Origin of the sequence: Nocardia brasiliensis, from assembly GCF_042691675.1 — a bacterium.
Classification (GTDB): domain Bacteria; phylum Actinomycetota; class Actinomycetes; order Mycobacteriales; family Mycobacteriaceae; genus Nocardia; species Nocardia brasiliensis_D.
Map to the genome: position 1 here is coordinate 2288556 of NZ_CP170507.1, position 15159 is coordinate 2303714.

Annotated in this window: 18 protein-coding genes and 1 tRNA gene; 11 read left to right on the plus strand and 8 right to left on the minus strand. The window is 67.2% G+C overall.

Annotation, left to right across the window (positions count from 1 at the left end; genetic code table 11):
• Positions 1–16: 16 nt before the first annotated feature.
• Both ACFK0J_RS10680 and ACFK0J_RS10685 read left to right on the plus strand, forming a co-directional pair.
• Positions 17–676, plus strand: coding sequence for a LysE/ArgO family amino acid transporter (locus tag ACFK0J_RS10680; RefSeq protein WP_378738926.1), 660 nt, complete (start codon positions 17–19; stop codon positions 674–676).
• A gap of 229 nt (positions 677–905) precedes the next feature.
• Entirely contained in the window at positions 906–1157 is a 252-nt protein-coding gene (locus tag ACFK0J_RS10685; protein ID WP_218475510.1) for a CsbD family protein, read from the plus strand.
• A gap of 70 nt (positions 1158–1227) precedes the next feature.
• Here ACFK0J_RS10685 and ACFK0J_RS10690 read toward each other — a convergent pair whose 3' ends face one another.
• Positions 1228–2442, minus strand: coding sequence for a lipase family protein (locus ACFK0J_RS10690; protein ID WP_378738928.1), 1215 nt, complete (start codon positions 2440–2442; stop codon positions 1228–1230).
• A gap of 206 nt (positions 2443–2648) precedes the next feature.
• Between ACFK0J_RS10690 and ACFK0J_RS10695 the strand changes: the two genes are divergently transcribed.
• Complete coding sequence (locus ACFK0J_RS10695) at positions 2649–3668, plus strand: YdcF family protein (protein ID WP_378742749.1); 1020 nt, start codon at positions 2649–2651, stop codon at positions 3666–3668.
• Here the strand turns inward: ACFK0J_RS10695 and ACFK0J_RS10700 are convergent.
• Entirely contained in the window at positions 3656–4417 is a 762-nt protein-coding gene (locus ACFK0J_RS10700) for a glucose 1-dehydrogenase (protein WP_378738930.1), read from the minus strand. The genes ACFK0J_RS10695 and ACFK0J_RS10700 overlap by 13 nt on opposite strands.
• A gap of 275 nt (positions 4418–4692) precedes the next feature.
• On the opposite strand from ACFK0J_RS10700, the gene ACFK0J_RS10705 reads away from it, so the two are divergent.
• Positions 4693–5151: a MaoC family dehydratase gene (locus ACFK0J_RS10705; protein WP_378738932.1), complete on the plus strand. Its 459-nt coding sequence runs from the start codon at positions 4693–4695 to the stop codon at positions 5149–5151.
• 94 nt (positions 5152–5245) lie between these two features.
• Positions 5246–6142 carry an alpha/beta fold hydrolase gene (locus ACFK0J_RS10710; protein ID WP_378738934.1) on the plus strand — a complete coding sequence of 299 codons (897 nt, stop codon included), beginning with the start codon at positions 5246–5248 and terminating at the stop codon, positions 6140–6142.
• Between the two features lie 55 nt (positions 6143–6197).
• On the opposite strand, the gene ACFK0J_RS10715 is transcribed toward ACFK0J_RS10710, so the two are convergent.
• The gene (locus ACFK0J_RS10715; protein ID WP_378738936.1) at positions 6198–7589 is read right to left on the minus strand and encodes a wax ester/triacylglycerol synthase family O-acyltransferase; all 1392 of its coding nucleotides are present in this window, start codon (positions 7587–7589) and stop codon (positions 6198–6200) included.
• Positions 7590–7849: 260 nt separating this feature from the next.
• Between ACFK0J_RS10715 and ACFK0J_RS10720 the strand changes: the two genes are divergently transcribed.
• Genes ACFK0J_RS10720 through ACFK0J_RS10730 form a run of 3 tightly spaced genes read left to right on the plus strand, consistent with a single transcriptional unit; the run spans position 7850 to position 11662 of the window.
• The gene (locus tag ACFK0J_RS10720) at positions 7850–8749 is read left to right on the plus strand and encodes a metal-dependent hydrolase (RefSeq protein ID WP_378738938.1); all 900 of its coding nucleotides are present in this window, start codon (positions 7850–7852) and stop codon (positions 8747–8749) included.
• Positions 8746–9852 (plus strand): PDR/VanB family oxidoreductase, encoded by a 1107-nt coding sequence (locus tag ACFK0J_RS10725; RefSeq protein WP_378738940.1) that lies wholly within the window; start codon positions 8746–8748, stop codon positions 9850–9852. The genes ACFK0J_RS10720 and ACFK0J_RS10725 overlap by 4 nt, the downstream gene beginning before the upstream one ends.
• A gap of 31 nt (positions 9853–9883) precedes the next feature.
• Positions 9884–11662 (plus strand): SDR family oxidoreductase, encoded by a 1779-nt coding sequence (locus tag ACFK0J_RS10730; protein ID WP_378738942.1) that lies wholly within the window; start codon positions 9884–9886, stop codon positions 11660–11662.
• Here the strand turns inward: ACFK0J_RS10730 and ACFK0J_RS10735 are convergent.
• Positions 11659–12171: a hypothetical protein gene (locus ACFK0J_RS10735; RefSeq protein WP_378738944.1), complete on the minus strand. Its 513-nt coding sequence runs from the start codon at positions 12169–12171 to the stop codon at positions 11659–11661. The genes ACFK0J_RS10730 and ACFK0J_RS10735 overlap by 4 nt on opposite strands.
• A 36-nt stretch (positions 12172–12207) precedes the next feature.
• The gene (locus ACFK0J_RS10740; RefSeq protein WP_378738947.1) at positions 12208–12432 is read right to left on the minus strand and encodes a hypothetical protein; all 225 of its coding nucleotides are present in this window, start codon (positions 12430–12432) and stop codon (positions 12208–12210) included.
• Positions 12433–12607: 175 nt separating this feature from the next.
• Here ACFK0J_RS10740 and ACFK0J_RS10745 point away from each other — a divergent pair, with 175 nt between their 5' ends.
• Positions 12608–13615, plus strand: a complete 1008-nt coding sequence (locus ACFK0J_RS10745) for a zinc-binding dehydrogenase (protein ID WP_378738950.1) — start codon at positions 12608–12610, stop codon at positions 13613–13615.
• Between the two features lie 55 nt (positions 13616–13670).
• Complete coding sequence (locus ACFK0J_RS10750) at positions 13671–13844, plus strand: hypothetical protein (RefSeq protein WP_378738952.1); 174 nt, start codon at positions 13671–13673, stop codon at positions 13842–13844.
• Between the two features lie 22 nt (positions 13845–13866).
• Here ACFK0J_RS10750 and ACFK0J_RS10755 read toward each other — a convergent pair whose 3' ends face one another.
• On the minus strand, positions 13867–14298 hold the full coding sequence (locus ACFK0J_RS10755) for a nitroreductase family deazaflavin-dependent oxidoreductase (RefSeq protein ID WP_378738954.1): 432 nt from the start codon (positions 14296–14298) through the stop codon (positions 13867–13869).
• 121 nt (positions 14299–14419) lie between these two features.
• Between ACFK0J_RS10755 and ACFK0J_RS10760 the strand changes: the two genes are divergently transcribed.
• Positions 14420–14493, plus strand: a tRNA-Ile gene (locus ACFK0J_RS10760).
• 225 nt (positions 14494–14718) lie between these two features.
• Here ACFK0J_RS10760 and ACFK0J_RS10765 read toward each other — a convergent pair.
• Positions 14719–14934, minus strand: a complete 216-nt coding sequence (locus tag ACFK0J_RS10765) for a hypothetical protein (protein WP_378738956.1) — start codon at positions 14932–14934, stop codon at positions 14719–14721.
• A gap of 29 nt (positions 14935–14963) precedes the next feature.
• Positions 14964–15107 (minus strand): hypothetical protein, encoded by a 144-nt coding sequence (locus ACFK0J_RS10770; protein ID WP_378738958.1) that lies wholly within the window; start codon positions 15105–15107, stop codon positions 14964–14966.
• Between the last annotated feature and the right edge of the window lie 52 nt (positions 15108–15159).

Below are 15159 nucleotides of genomic sequence, written 5' to 3' on the forward strand. Positions count from 1 at the left end.
AGCTTGCTTGATGATAATGCTCGGCTTAGCGTCGGCGAATGTGGATGTTCCCTCGGCGGCCTTGGCGGCTTTCTCCGGTCTCGGTTTCGGACTCTCGTTGATCGTGGCGATCGGCGCACAGAACGCGTTCGTGCTGCGTCAAGGGGTGCGCGGACAACACATTTTCGCGGTCGTCGCGGTGTGCGCGCTGTCGGATATCGTGCTGATCGCCGCGGGCGTCGGGGGTTTCGGCGTGGTCGTCCAATCGGTGCCCGCCGCGGTCACGGTGGTTCGTTACGCGGGTGCGGCTTTCCTGCTCGGTTATGCCGTGCTCGCGGCGCGCCGGGCCTTCGCGTCGGCCGCGCTCACCGCCGAACCCGCGGGCGCGACCGTGGCGCTCGGCGCGACGGTCGCTACCTGCCTGGCCTTGACCTGGCTCAACCCACACGTCTACCTGGACACCGTGGTCCTGCTCGGTGCCGTCGCCAACACCTATACGAGTCCCGACCGCTGGTTCCTCGGCGCGGGCGCCATGCTGGGCAGTCTGATCTGGTTCACCGCGCTCGGGTACGGCGCCCGGCTGCTCGGTCCGCTGTTCGCCCGTCCGCTCGCCTGGCGCGTCCTGGACTCCGCTATCGCCGTGATGATGACGCTGCTGGCGGTGGCACTGCTGCTCACCGGTCCGTCGACTCGATGACGAAACCGCGGCGTGTGCTGAGCTGAGCCGGTAGTCGCGAGCGGGCGTCCCCGCCGAAACTCGAATGTTGCCACCCGCCGCGATACGAGTGTTGTTCGGCGAGAACGGGGTTGGCTGCGTCTTCGGCGTGATGCGAGACACAGTTGCCGAGGTGTCCCGTGCTGATTGAGGCCCAGGACGCCGGGTATGCGGCGAATGACCGCCCACACCCCGAGTTGGAGGAGTAGTCATGACCAAGCACGAGAGTGGACCGCGCGAGGCCGTCGAGGGCGTCGTCGAAGACGTCAAGGGCAAGGCCAAGGAAGCCGCGGGCGTCGTCACCGGGAACGAAGGCCTGAAGAGCGAGGGCCGCGCCCAGCAGGAGAAGGCCGAGTCCGAGCGTGAGGCCGCCAAGAAGGAAGCCGAGGCCGAGAAGGCGCGCGCCGAGGCCAATCTCGACGAGGCTCGCCAGAGCGCCCATCAGAGCGGCAAGGAATCCTGACCACTGAAATCGGCGGCGCGGGGACGATATTCGTCCCCGCGCCGCCGATTTGTGTTGCGGCACATGGTGCTCAGCAGTCGCTAGGCGCCGGTGTGCCGCGGAACCGCTCCTCGATCCATGCCATCGCGGCGGGCGCGCCGAGTACCGCGGTGGTCAGGTGGTCCGGGCTCGGGAACAGGGCCGATCGAACGCGGGCACCGGCCGCGCAATACCGGCGCACGGTGTTGTCGATCGAGGCCACCGGGATCAGCGCGTCCTCGTGCGAACGCCATTGGTAGATCGGCGTTTTCGGCACACCGTCGTAGAGTTCCAGGCTGTTCTCCTCGAGCACGGAGCGGGCGCTCGGGTCGTCGGCCAGCGAGGTGGAGCTGGCCACGTCGAGCACGCTGTGACCGGCACCGGCCGCCAGGATCTCGTTGGTGCAGCCGTTGGCGATCCGGTCGCGGGTCGCCAGGCCGAAGGCGTTCAGATGGTCGCTGATCGGCAGTCGCGTCGGGTATTCCCGCTCGAGTCCGATGGCCGCCGCCAGTGCGAGGCCGAACGCCGGATGCCTGGAGTAGCCGAGTCCCTCGGTCATCTTCACGAGATTCATCGGGACCCCGCCCTCGGCCGCGCCCGCGATGTCGAGTTCCGGTGCGTAGGTCGGCGCCAGCGCGGCCGCCCACCCCGTCGCCATGCCGCCGCCGGAGTAGCCGAACAGCGCGATCGGGCTGGTGGCAACGTTGAGCTCGGCGACCTGACGGGCCGCGCGAATGCCGTCGAGGGTGATCATCCCGCCCAGCTTGGCCGCGCCGTAGGCGCTGGTCGGCCCGAGATGGTCGGGCAGCGCCACCGACCAGCCGCGCAGCAGCACCGCATTGAGCGCGGGCGCCTCGCGTACGGCCAGATTCGGATCGTCGGTGTAGAGCACGCGGGAAACCGCGCACCGGGTGCCGAGGCCGTTGATGATGTGCTGGTAGGACAGCAGTGGTCCGCCCGGGACATGGTTGTGCGGGGTCAGCACGGTGGTGGTGGCCGCGATCGGATCGCCCGCCGAATTGGTCGACCGGAATTTGATCATCGTGACGGTGGTGCCGGGGAAGCCGAGCAACGCGGGCATCGAGCGAACGCCCAGCACGTCACCCGGTTTCGCCCGATCCAGGTCCGCCGGTGCCTCGTAGAACGGGTCCGGGTCCGGCAGCGGGTAGATCGGTTGTGCCGCAGCGATACCCGGTGCGACGGCCACCTGAGCGGCCGACAGCACGAGGGCCAGCGCGGCGAGTGCGGGGCTGATGTGTCGAAGCATGGCGATGAGCGACTCCCATTCCTCACGACATTTACGGTGATTTGTTTTGCCTGTGGAAAGTCGAATAATTCGAAAATCGGCCGTGAAAATTCGCCCGGCCGGTGTTCGGACGAGCGACACATTATGGGAAAAACGGAATGGCCCGGCGGAGCCGCGCCGTGCCATCGCCACCCGGTTGCCGGTGCGCCGGTTACGGTGGCTGGGTGATGTTGGCAGTCGTCGGTCTTGTGCTGTTGGGTGTGTTCGTGCTGAGGTTCCGCAAGGATCGCCGTCGGCTGAGCAATGGGGTGTTTCTGCTGCTCGGCACGGCATTCTGCGGTGTCTGGCTGCTCGGATCGGGCGCCGAGGGTGACACGCCGATCGTGCTGGCCGGTCTGCTGGTGCTGCTGTCACCGCTGCTCGTGCTGGTGCTCGCCGGATTGCTGATGGTCAACGGCGGACAGTTGCTCCGGCGCGAAGGAGTGCGGGTCGCGAATCTGCTCCCGCTCGGGCTCGGTTTCGCGCTACTCGTTCCCTATGTCTTGTTGGCGGTGGCCATTTTCACCGGCGAGATCTGGTTCGTGGTGATTTTGGCCTCGCTGACCATGGCGGTGAGCTACATCGGCTTTCTGTTCGCCAGTTTCCTGCTGTATTCGCTGTTCTATGGGGCGTTGCCCTATCGGCCCGGCATGGACGCGATCGTCGTCCACGGCTCCGGTCTCCTCGGCGACCGGGTACCGCCGCTGCTGGCCAGTCGGCTGGACCGGGCCGTCGAGCTCTACCGGGCCGAGATCGCGGCGGGCCGCAGGCCGGTGCTGATCACCAGCGGCGGTAAGGGTTCCGACGAAGCCGTATCGGAGGCGGCGGCGATGGCGGGCTATCTCGTGGACAAGGGCGTGCCCGCCGAAAACGTGATGCTGGAGGACCGTTCGACGACCACCAGGGAGAATCTGCTCTACACCAAACGGTTACTGGGCGAGCGCGGCACGTCCACTCGAATGGTCTTGGTGACCAGTAACTTTCACATTCTGCGGACGGCGATCCTGGCCCGGCGACTCGATCTCGACGCCGAGGTGACCGGCGCCAAGACCGCCTTCTACTATCTGCCCTCGGCGATTCTGCGTGAGTTCGCCGCGATTCTGGTGGCCTACAAGTGGGTCAACATGATCACCTGTCTCGCCCTGATGGCGCTGCCGGTGCTGGCGCTGCTGCTCACCCGCGACATGCCGCACCACTACGGCGACTGAGGCCAGTCCTCGAACGGCTTGTGCGGGATGCCGACGGTGAGCCCGCCGTCGATGACGAACTCGGCGCCGGTCGAGTACGAGGATTCGTCGCTGGCCAGAAAGGTGATCAGCGCGGAAACCTCGGCCGGGTCGGCGGCCCGGCCCAGCGGGATCTGCAGGAAATCCGCGGGAATGTTCTCGGTCATCGGGGTGGTGATCAGGCCTGGATGCACCGAATTGACCCGAATCTTGTACTGCGCCAACTCGAGTGCCGTGGATTTGGTGAGGCCGCGGACGGCGAATTTGGTCGCGACGTAGCCGTGCAGGCCGGGGCTGCCGCGCATGCCTTCGACGGAGGAGATGTTGATCATCGAGCCGCCGCCGGCCTCGATCATGGCCGGCGTGGCGGTCTGCATGCCGAGAAACGTTCCGGTGAGGTTGATGTCGATGATCCGCTGCCACTCGGCCAGCTCGAAATCGACGAGCAGGTTGCCATTGGCGATGCCCGCGTTGTTCACCAGCACGTTCAGCGATCCGAACCGCTGCACCGTCTCGGCGACGGCGCCCTGCCACTGCGCCGGTTCGCGCACGTCCAGGTGGACATAGGCGGCCGCGTCGCCCAATTCCTTGGCGACCGCGGCGCCTTCGTCGTCGAGCACGTCACCGAGGACAACGCGCGCGTCCTCGGCCACCATGGCCTTCGCGTGTGCCGCGCCCATGCCGCGGGCCCCGCCGCTGATCAACGCCACCTTGCCGGTCAACCGCCCCATCGCGGCACCTCCGTCTTTCGTTCGTCCACGCCAACGTACTGGAACACGTTACAGAAGTGGGTCCGATCGGGGGCCGGTCCCGTGTCCGATGCTGCCATACGAGGGCTGCGCGCGGGGAAAGTCGTTGTAGGCCAGCGGCTTAGGGGATGGCTGGTGGTTGGGTATGACCAACACGCCGTTGGCTTTCGGCATCGAACAGTCGAAGTTCCTGCAGGACTGGGCCTGGCGGCTGCCTGGCCTCGCGGCAACCGCTCGCCCGATTTAGGGTTACTCGAATGAGTGAGCCCACCCTCTTCACCATGGCGTCGCTGCGGCACGCGGCGGGCGCCGACCTCGGCGTGAGCGGCTGGATCGAGGTCGGCCAAGACCGCATCACCGCGTTCGCCGAGGCCACCGAGGACCGTCAGTGGATCCACGTCGACCCGCAACGGGCGGCCGATGGACCGTTCGGCACCACCGTCGCGCACGGTTATCTGACCCTGTCGCTGATTCCGGCGATCACCCGGCAGCTGTTCGAGATCAGCGACGCCGGTGCGCGGATCAACTACGGCCTGAACAGGGTTCGGTTTCCGTCTCCGGTACCGTCCGGCTCCCGCATTCGCGGTAGGGCCTCGATCGTCAGCGTGGACGAGGTGCCAGGAGGCCTCCAGGTGGTGCTCGCCACGACGATCGAGCGCGAAGGCTCGGACAAACCCGCCTGCATCGCCGAGGTGATCGTCCGAGCCATGGCGTAGCTGTGCGCCGGTCCTGCTGCCGGGAGCCGTCGCGCTATGGCATCATCGTGTAGAACACGTTCTAATTCTGTCCGCGATCCGCGGGAGGCGCACGATGACGAACCCACGATCCGCCGCGGCGCTGCGCCGGTTCGCCAGGCGGGTACCGGATATCGCCGAGGTGCCGGGCGGGCGGCTGGTCGACCTGCCGGGGCGGGGGCGCACGTACGTGGTCGACATCCCGGGACCGGCGGGCGCGCCCGCGCTGGTGCTGTTGCACGGCACCGCGTGTACCGCGTATCTGAACTGGTTTCCGTCGCTGGCGCCGCTGGCCGAGCGGTACCGGGTGATCCTGTTCGATCAGCGCTGGCACGGCCGCGGGATCCGCTCCGAGCGTTTTTCAGTGGACGACTGCGCCGACGATGTCGTCGCCGTGCTCGATGTGCTCGGCCTGGATAAGGCCGTGTGCGTGGGATTTTCGCTGGGCGGCGTGGTGAGTCTGGCCGCGGCACACCGGCATCCGGATCGGGTGAGCGGACTGGTGCTGTGCGCCACGCCGTACCGGTTCCAGGAGAAGTGGCGTGAGCGCGCCTTTCACCAGGCTTTCGGGGCGTTCGCCGCGGCGGTCGGGCCGTATTCCTTCCGGCGCATCGAGGAATTCGCCGGGCGGCTACCGGAACTGCCCGATATCGCCTGGGCGCCGGGCGGATTGGATCGATGGGCGCTCACCGAGCTGCGCAGTACCAGCGGCTGGGCGATCACCCAGGTGATCGGCGAGGTCGGCCGATTCGATGCGACCGACTGGTTGCCGACCCTGAATATGCCGACCGCCGTGGTCATTACGACTCGCGACCGGGCCATTCCGGTCTATCGACAGCTGGAGATGGCGACCGCGATCCCCGGGGCAAGCATTCACCTGGTCAAGGGCGGGCACGCGGCCTGTGTGCTGGAGGCCGATCGATTCGTTCCCGTGCTGGTCGAGGCCTGCGGGGCGGTCGCCGCGAGGTTGTGACCCGGTGTCGGCGGCCCTGTCCGGCGGCGGTGGCGAACAGGAGCCTGACGAGGCCTCAGCCCATTTTTCGTGCCGCGGCCAATAATTCGGCGACTACGTCGGGGACCGCGTCGGCCATCTCGGCGACATCGGGTACCAGCTCCTTGCAGGCGATGAAGCCGAAGTCCAGGTCGTCATTGTTGGACAGCACGGTCACGGTGAGCCCCGCGCCGTGAAAGACCGGGCCGAACGGATACATCCCGGTCACCCGCACCCCGAGGAAGTACAGCGGCATCGGCGGCCCCGGCACATTCGACACCACCAGGTTGTGCACCACCGGATGCCGCTCGGCCAGCTTCAGCGACGAGTACACCCGCGCCGCGAGCTGAAAGGTATTCGGCGGGGCGTACTTCGACCAGTCCTGTAGGAAGTCGGCGCCGATGAGGTCGTGTTCCTCCTTGGCGCCGCGGTTGTCCTCGGCCACCTGTAGCAGGCGTTGTACCGGATCCGCGATGTCGGTGCCGAGCCGGGCGAACAGCGTGGACACCTTGTTGATACCCGCGGTGTGCCGCGACGATTCGTGCACGGAGACCGGCACCGACGCGATCAGCGAGCGGTCGGGCAGTTCGTCGTGCTTCTCCAGGTAAGCGCGCAGCACGCCGGCGACGACGGTCAGGACGACATCATTGATCTTCACGCCGAACGCGGACTTGATCTCCTTGACCGCGCCCAGTTCCGCCTCGGTGAAGGCGACCGCGCGATGTGGGGTGATGGCCAGGTTGAACGGAGTCCGCGGCGCGGAGAACGGCAACGCCATGCCCGCCTTGTCCTTTCGGCGGCGCTGCGCGAAACCGGCTACCATGCCGAGAGTTTTCGGCACCATCCCGACAATGCCCGCCTTGGTCGGAAACTTGATCACCGCCTTGGCCAGCAGCTCCCAGTCATTGGGGCTCGGTTCCGGCCGCCATTCCGCCGCGGGCGGTGTCTTCTCCGCGTGCGGTTCCAGATCGCACAGGTGCATCATCATGTTCGTGCCGGTGATGCCGTCCACCGCGGCGTGATGGTACTTGCAGATCACCGCGACCTTGCCGTCGTCGAGGCCTTCTACCACGGACATCTCCCAGAGCGGCCGGTCGCGATCCATCGGGCGGCTCGCGATGTCGCCGACCAGTTCGGCGAGCTCGCGGCGGCCCGCGGGCGCGGCGATGCCGATGCGCCTGATGTGATAGTCCAGGTCGAAGTTCTGGTCCTCGACCCACACCGGGTGATCCAGATTGAACGGCACCTCATAGACGCGCCTGCGCATCTGCGGGATCAGTGGTAGTCGCCTGCCGAGTTCGGCCTTGAATTTCTCGAATGAATAGTCCCCCGAGCTGGGATCCAAGATCAGCAACGCGCAGACGTGCAGGTGCTGGGTCCCGGTTTCCAAGTAGAGAAAGCTGGCATCCAATCCGGTTAGTCGCTCCATAGCGGGAGACTACTAGAACGCGTTCTAATTTTGGGCCGAACGGGCGGATGTGGGGCTCGGTCGTGGTGTCTATTGTCAAGCGGGCTAACGGCATTGAGGGGCGACGGGCTTCGGGGGGTCGTTCTTCAGCGCAGGCCATGACCCGAGGTCCTTCGCGCTGCTACGGATATGTATGTAACCCGAAGTTCTATGTATGTGTATGATGATTGCTACAGCCATGCAGGAAGGCGCGCGACGACGCGGTCGTGAGAGGAGTACCGATGAAGCTGCTTCGTAGCGGAAGGCGGCCGGACACCGATCCGGGTGAGGTCGCGCTGCACGCCCGCAATGTGCAATTCCAGTGGGCGGATACGCCGCTGCACTGGATGCCGGCGGAGCCGATCGCGTCGCATCTGATCAACTCGCTGAACCTGCTGCTGCCCGAGGGCGAACGCATGTTCTGCGCGGCCTACGCCGAAGCGCTGCCGTTCGTGAAGGACGACAAGCTGCGCGAGGCCATGCTGGGGTTCATCGGTCAGGAGTCCATGCACGCCGAGACGCACGACAAGGTGCTGAACGAGGTGCTCGCCGCGCACGGCATCGACCCGGAACCCTATGTGCGACAAGCCGAATACCTGTTCCGCAAGACGCTGGGACCCAAGCAGGCCGACGGCGTGGCACAGCGCCAGGTGATGGTGGAGCGGCTGGCGTTCATCGCCTGTCTGGAGCACTTCTTCGCCTACCTCGGCGACTGGGTGCTCAACGCCGACCTGGAGAAGTTCGGCGCCGACCCGCGGATGGCGGATCTGTTCCGCTGGCACGGGGCGGAGGAAGTCGAGCACCGACACGTCGCGCACGATGTGGCGCTCTATTTCGGGGCGGGCTATGTGCGGCGCGCGGCGATCATGACCATCGTGTTCCCGATCTTCATCACGCTGGTGGTGCGCGGCACGAAATTCATGGTGCACCAAGACCCCTCGCTGCCCGATCTCGGCTACCCACGACTGATCAAGCGGGTCTTGGGCGCGATGTGGCGCGGGGCGCTGCCCGGCGTGCCGTCATTGCTGTGGAGCGCGCTGTCGACCTTCAAACCCGGCTACGACCCCGAAACGGTCGGGTCGACCGCGCAGGCGGTGGCATACCTCGCGAAATCGGCTGCCGCGCAAGCGGTCGCGTCGTGACCGTGCGGCCGATACCGGAGCAGTTGCCCGCGGATCTGTTCGGTAAGCGGGCGCAGGACCGGGCGGTGCGGGTGCTCGACGCGGTCGCGTCGGCGCGGCTGCGGTGGACAACACTGGTCAATCGGCGCGATCTGGCGACCAGGGTCGACGACCGCCGACTCGCCCTCGTGGTGACCGAGCGGCGAATAGAGGCACACGATCAGGATGTGGTCAGCCTGCGACTGGAAGCCGCGGACCGGCGGGAACTGCCGCCGTGGCGGCCGGGCGCCCATCTGGACCTCGAACTGCCCTCGGGGCGGTTACGGCAGTACTCGCTGTGTGGCGATCCGGCCGACACCCGCGCGTATCGCGTTGCCGTGCGGCGCATTCCGGACGGTGGCGGTGGGTCGGTGGAGGTGCACGACGGCCTGCCGATCGGTGCGCCGCTGACCGTGCGCGGGCCGCGCAACGCCTTCCCGTTCGCTGTGCCTGGTCACGGATCACCCGCCACCCGTTTACATTTCATCGCGGGCGGCATCGGGATCACGCCGATCCTGCCGATGGCCCGGCTGGCACAGCGGCTCGGCATCGACTGGTCGATGGTGTACACCGGCCGCAACCGCGAAACCATCCCGTTCCTCGATGAGATCGCCGGATTCGGTGACCGGGTCACCGTGCGCACCGACGACGAGCACGGCCTGCCCGACGCCGCCGCACTGCTGGTCGGGGTCGCCGCCGACACCGCGGTCTACTGCTGCGGCCCGGTGCCGATGACCAGCGCCGTCGCCGCCGCGGTGCGCGAAATGCCCGGTGTGGAATTGCATTCCGAGCGGTTCTCGCCGCCGCCGATCGTGAACGGCGTGCCCTTCGAGATCGAATTCGCCTCCACCGGCGAGGTGGTCGAGGTGGCCGCGGATCGCTCGGCACTCGACACCATCCTGCAGTCCCGGCCGGATCGTCCCTACTCGTGCCGACAGGGCTTCTGCCGCACCTGCAAGGTGCGGGTGCTGACCGGCGAACCGGAGCATCGCGAAACCGTGCTCACCGCCGCCGAACACGAGGCGGGCGACATGCTCGTCTGCGTATCCCGTTCGCCCGGTGGGCGACTGGTGCTCGATCTGTAATCACGACCCCTGGTCAGCAAGGAGAAACCCGATGAGGACCATCGAACCACCGGAGCTCGTGGCCGCCGAGCGGACGGTGCGCAACGGCGAATTCGAGCTCGCCGTCTATGAATACGGCGACCCGACCGCGGAAACCGTGCTGCTGGTGCACGGCTGGCCGGACACCAATCATCTCTGGGACGCGGTGGTGCCGTTGCTGGCGCGGCGCTTCCACGTCGTCACCTACGACACCCGCGGACACGGGCGATCCACCCGGACCCGGCGCACCGAGGACTTCCGGCTGGACCAGCTGGCCGGCGACTTCTTCGCCGTCGCCGACGCGGTCAGCCCCGACCGGCCGGTGCACGTGCTCGCGCACGACTGGGGTTCGGTGCAGGTGTGGGAGGCGGTCTGCGAGCCGCGGGCGGCCGCGCGGGTCGCGTCGTTCACCTCGGTGTCCGGACCGAACCTCGACCACATCGCGAACTGGATGCGGGACCGGCTTTCCCGGCCGACACCGCGCAATATCTGGCAGCCGTTCAGCCAGGCATTGTCCTCGGCCTACACCTTCTTCTTCATGACGCCGGGCCTGCCGCGGGCCGTTTTCGGCCTGCTCGGCACCGAGCGGCGCTGGCAGCGGGTCGTCTCGATCATGAACGAGACACCGCCCGCGAATGTGACACTCGGCCCGACGTTCCGCAGCGACCTGGTCGACGGCCTGCTGATCTACCGGGCAAACATCGTGCAGCGCTTGCTTTCGCCGCGAGAGCGGCACACCGAGGTGCCGGTGCAGTTGATCGTCGCGGGTCGTGACGTCGCGGTCCGGCCCGCCGGGTACGACGACGAACGCAAGTGGGTGCGGCGGCTGTGGCGCCGTGATGTTCCGGCCGGGCACTGGATGCCGTTTTCCCATCCCGAATTGCTGGCCACCGCGACCACCGAGCTGATCGACACGATCAACGGCGCCGCGGTTCCGCGCGGACTACGGCGTGCCGAAGTCGGCCGCAGCGCAAAGCCGTTCGAGGATCAGCTGGTGGTGATCACCGGCGGTGGCAGCGGGATCGGCCGCGAGACGGCGTTGTCGCTGGCCCGGCGCGGTGCCGAAATCGTGCTGTCGGACATCAATCTCGTCGCGGCCGAGGAGACCGCGGAGCTGATCGCCGCCGAAGGCGGTGTGGCGCATGCCTACCAGCTCGATGTCTCCGACGCGGCCGCGGTGAATGCGCACGCCGACGCCGTGCTGGAAGCCCATGGGGTGCCGGACATCCTGATCAACAACGCGGGCGTCGGCCAGGCCGGTGGGTTCTTCGACACCTCGGCGGCGGAGTTCGATCGGGTCATGCGGATCAACCTCGGCGGCGTGGTGAACGGGTGCCGGGCGTTCGGATCCGCTATGGCCGAGCGGGGTTTGGGCGGGCACATCGTGAACCTGTCCAGCATGGCGGCCTACAGTCCGCAGCAGGGCTTCAGCGCCTACTCCACCAGCAAGTCGGCGGTGTTCATGTTCTCCGACTGCCTGCGCGCGGAACTCGCTGGTCGCGGTATTTCGGTGCACACCATCTGCCCGGGCATCGTGCACACCAATATCGTTGCGAACACCACCTTCTCGGGTGTCAGCGCCGAAGAGGAGAAGCGCAAACAGGAGCGCTACGACAACCTCTACCGGATGCGGCGCTACGGGCCGGAGAAGGTGGCCGAACAGATCGTGCGTGCCGTCGAAAAGGACCGCAGCATCGTCCCGGTCACGCCGGAAGCCCGATTGCAGTACCACGTCAGCAGGCTCGCGCCCGCGATCGGCCGATTCGTCGCGGCCCGGGTGAAGCTCACTTAGTCGGAGAGGGCGCGCAGCTCGGCCTCGATAGCCGCGACGCGCTCGGCGTCGACGCCCCACGGGTATTCGACGCCGACCCTGCTGTCCAGGCCCCACAACACGCAGGCCTCGCCCGGCTCGGCCACCAGTGTCCACGCCACCACGGTGCGGCCGAGTTGCTCGCTCATCGAGCCGTGCGAACCCTTCGGCGGCCCAGCGCCTTCCGGGAAATGGTGGAGGAATCTGCCGTAGGCCGCGGCGCAGAAGTCGGCATAGCGCTCGGTGCAGAGAATGAACCCGTGCCAGGCCTCGTCCACCGCGTGCGACGGCATGCCGATGACCTGCCCGTCGCGCATTGCCGCGCCGCAACAGCGCAGCCATTGCCGCAGGCCGGTCTCAACGAGTTCCCGTGGCTGCCAAGGGCAGGTCTTGTAGACGGCCTCGGGCAGTCGCAGAGCGGCAACGGCGGCGTTGACCGCCGCCAGGTCGATTTCGCGCTGCCGGAATCTGCGGAAGCTGAAGGACGGCACAGTTCACTGTACGCAGCGGCGGTGGGCCGCTACGGTTCATGGATGGGTGAGGTTGTCCTGCTCCTGGTCATCGTGGGGGTGGTGCTGGTGGTCATCGCCACGCCGTTCTTGATCATCGGCGCGATAGTCGGGGCGCGCCGCAACAGGCGCGGTGGTGGTCCCCGCCGCCGGTATGGCGGCGGAACCCGGCGGGGCCCGTACTGGGCTGCCGGTGCCACCGGGTTCGCCGGTACCGACTCGAGCAGCTGTGGTGGTGGTCATCACGACAGCGGTGGAAGTAGCAGTGGCTGCGGGGGTGGAAGCAGCAGTAGTTGCGGCGGCGGAGGTAGCAGCGGCGGCTGCGGTGGAGGCGGTTCCTGACCGCTTGACCTCAACGCCTCTTCAGGTTCCATGCTGGTCCCAGTCGGCCGAGACATGGAAGCGATGGAGGTTCGTGATGCGGGTTGTGCAAGCGGTGGAATTCGGTGGGCCGGAAGTGCTTACGGTGCGTGAGGTGCCGGATCCGGCGGCCGGACCGGGCGAGGTGGTGGTGCGGGTGGCGGCCGCCGATGTCATGTTCTTGGACACCCGGTTGCGCAGCGGTTGGGGTGTCGACTTCTTCGAATTGCAGACGCCCTACGTCCCGGGCGGCGCGGTCGCCGGGGTAGTCGTAGAGGTGGGCGCTGAGGTCGATCAGTCCTGGGTGGGTAAGCGCGTCGCCACCGCGACCGCCGCCAGCAGGATCAGTGGCGGTCAACCGATCGGCGGATATGCCGAGAAAGCGCTTGCCAGGGCCGCGACGCTGACCGTCGTGCCCGAGGGACTGAGCCTGTTGCAGGCTGTCGCGCTCACCCATGATGGGAAAACCGCGCTGGCGGTGTTCGACCGCGCCGCGATAAAGGCGGGGGAGTGGGTGCTGATCACCGCCGCGGGCGGCGGATTGGGCACCTTGTTGATCCAACTCGCCCACACGGCGGGCGCGCACGTGATCGCCGCGGCGCGTGGCCGGACCAAACTGGCGCTGGCGGAGCGTCTCGGTGCTGAAGTCGTCGTCGACTACTCCGCGCCCGGCTGGTCGGACACGGCCCGGGCGGCGACCGGCGGCGCGGGCGTGGCCGTGGTGCTGGACGGCGCAGGCGGTGCGCTGGGCGAAGCGGCCTTCGACGCCGTCGCCGACAACGGCCGCTTCCTCGGATATGGGGCCGCCGCAGGCGAATTCGCCGCGCCGGACCGCGAGGTGGCCGCGTCCCGTGGCATCGCGGTGGACGGTCTGTTCGACGTCACCGACAGCAACACCGACTGGATAGGACTGGCCGAGCGCGCCTTCGCCGAGGCCGCGGCGGGGCGGCTGGAAGTCGTGATCGGCCAAACCTTTTCGCTCGACGAGGCCGAACGCGCCCACGCCGCCATCGAATCCAGGACCGCACTGGGGCGCACGTTGCTGACCGTGGACTCTGCTGTCTGAGACCGTTCGATCGAGGCTCTAGCGGGCACCCTGGCTCAGCGCTAGGGTGCCCTGGGTGGAGACTCTGATCGTTGTGGGTGTGGTTCTGCTAGTACTCGCCGTCGTCGTTGTTGTCGTGCAAATCGCCAGCAGACCCCCGGCCGACGAGAGTCGTTGGGACAGGGACGATCCCGATGACTACCGCGGCCGCTGGAATGAGCGCGACGACGATGACGAGCGCGACCGATAGGCTCAGCCGATGCCGATAGGGCTCAGCCGATCGGTGACAGCACCACCACTGCGATGGGTCGCTTGGTCCGCTTCTGATAGGCGCTGTAGCGACCCTTGTTCACCTTGTCGACAATCGCGAACCGACGCGCATACTCCGGATCGTCCGGATAGGTAGGCCGCGCAACCACCCGCACCTTGCGCCGCCCGATCTGAATCTCACACTCCGGCCGCGCTTTCAGATTCGCCAGCCATCCCGGCGGTCGCGGCGAACCCCCATTGGACGCCGTCACCAAGTAGTCCGCCCCGTCCTTGCCGTACGTCAGCGCCGACGTCCGCGGCTGCCCCGTCTTGCGCCCCACCGTCCGCAGCAGCAACGTCGGATTCCCGAACAGCAGTCGATGCCCCACCAACCCGCCACTCTTCTCATACACCCACTGATGCACCTCGAGCACTTTCGCGAACACATTCGCCATGGCCGACCCTCCAGAACGGTTGCGGGACGCTCCCACCCTAACCACCACGCCGGGTCCAAGTGGTGTAAGCACCGCCCCAGCCGGTAGCATCCCCCACGCCTGCGGTTCACCCCGCAGAAGAGGGGCGGTAGCTCAGTCGGTTAGAGCCGTGGACTCATAATCCATTGGTCGCGGGTTCGAGCCCCGCCCGCCCCACAAAACCGCTGCTGAGCAGCGTGGTCGGGTAGAGAACCTGGCCCCGATCGGGGCCCGGTCGCTATTTACTCGCTGATTTCACCGGGAAGTGCGAAAGCATCGAAGCGGTCGCGCGCGCGTCTGGGCCCTGGTGTGTGGGCTGGACGTAGTACCAGCGACTAACGCTGGCAACGTACGCATGCCTCTCTGTGGTGGTTTGTTCTGGGTCAGTTGCTGTGTTGTTGGCTAGACCAGAAGTCGCAGTGGTGGGTTGTCCAGGCGTCGACTGGGCCGTTGCCTTGGGGGGCGGGTGTGGGCCGCACCGGCCGGGCGTGCGCTGTAGTAGGGGACGAGGGTTGGTGCATCGGGGTCGACGAACTCGAAACCGTAGGTTGGAGTTCGGGTGGCCAGCGCGCGGCTGGTGGCGAGTTGCGGGCAGGCGAAGACCCGATCGGTGTCCATGGATGGCGACGGCCAGGCCTGCGTCACCGTTATCGGGCACTGATCACGTCGTTGGGGTTCTTGCCGCGCAAGCAGTTGATCGTGTCCGGGCCGGTGCACTGGAGCGCGGCGGCGAGTGTCACGCCGGTGGTCTCGTCGTCTGACACCGGGACCCAGAAGTCGTCCGTGCTCATGTGCACAGCGCCGTCGCGTCCGGCGAAGGTCGGCACTCGAGTGAGGCAGGAG

Bases quoted from the DNA above. Each gene is read 5' to 3' on its own strand.
- ACFK0J_RS10680 (WP_378738926.1), top strand. From the start codon at position 17: ATGCTCGGCTTAGCGTCGGCGAATGTGGATGTTCCCTCGGCGGCCTTG.
- ACFK0J_RS10685 (WP_218475510.1), top strand. From the start codon at position 906: ATGACCAAGCACGAGAGTGGACCGCGCGAGGCCGTCGAGGGCGTCGTC.
- ACFK0J_RS10690 (WP_378738928.1), bottom strand. From the start codon at position 2,442: ATGCTTCGACACATCAGCCCCGCACTCGCCGCGCTGGCCCTCGTGCTG.
- ACFK0J_RS10695 (WP_378742749.1), top strand. From the start codon at position 2,649: ATGTTGGCAGTCGTCGGTCTTGTGCTGTTGGGTGTGTTCGTGCTGAGG.
- ACFK0J_RS10700 (WP_378738930.1), bottom strand. From the start codon at position 4,417: ATGGGGCGGTTGACCGGCAAGGTGGCGTTGATCAGCGGCGGGGCCCGC.
- ACFK0J_RS10705 (WP_378738932.1), top strand. From the start codon at position 4,693: ATGAGTGAGCCCACCCTCTTCACCATGGCGTCGCTGCGGCACGCGGCG.
- ACFK0J_RS10710 (WP_378738934.1), top strand. From the start codon at position 5,246: ATGACGAACCCACGATCCGCCGCGGCGCTGCGCCGGTTCGCCAGGCGG.
- ACFK0J_RS10715 (WP_378738936.1), bottom strand. From the start codon at position 7,589: ATGGAGCGACTAACCGGATTGGATGCCAGCTTTCTCTACTTGGAAACC.
- ACFK0J_RS10720 (WP_378738938.1), top strand. From the start codon at position 7,850: ATGAAGCTGCTTCGTAGCGGAAGGCGGCCGGACACCGATCCGGGTGAG.
- ACFK0J_RS10730 (WP_378738942.1), top strand. From the start codon at position 9,884: ATGAGGACCATCGAACCACCGGAGCTCGTGGCCGCCGAGCGGACGGTG.
- ACFK0J_RS10740 (WP_378738947.1), bottom strand. From the start codon at position 12,432: ATGACCACCACCACAGCTGCTCGAGTCGGTACCGGCGAACCCGGTGGC.
- ACFK0J_RS10745 (WP_378738950.1), top strand. From the start codon at position 12,608: ATGCGGGTTGTGCAAGCGGTGGAATTCGGTGGGCCGGAAGTGCTTACG.
- ACFK0J_RS10755 (WP_378738954.1), bottom strand. From the start codon at position 14,298: ATGGCGAATGTGTTCGCGAAAGTGCTCGAGGTGCATCAGTGGGTGTAT.
- ACFK0J_RS10765 (WP_378738956.1), bottom strand. From the start codon at position 14,934: ATGGACACCGATCGGGTCTTCGCCTGCCCGCAACTCGCCACCAGCCGC.
- ACFK0J_RS10770 (WP_378738958.1), bottom strand. From the start codon at position 15,107: ATGAGCACGGACGACTTCTGGGTCCCGGTGTCAGACGACGAGACCACC.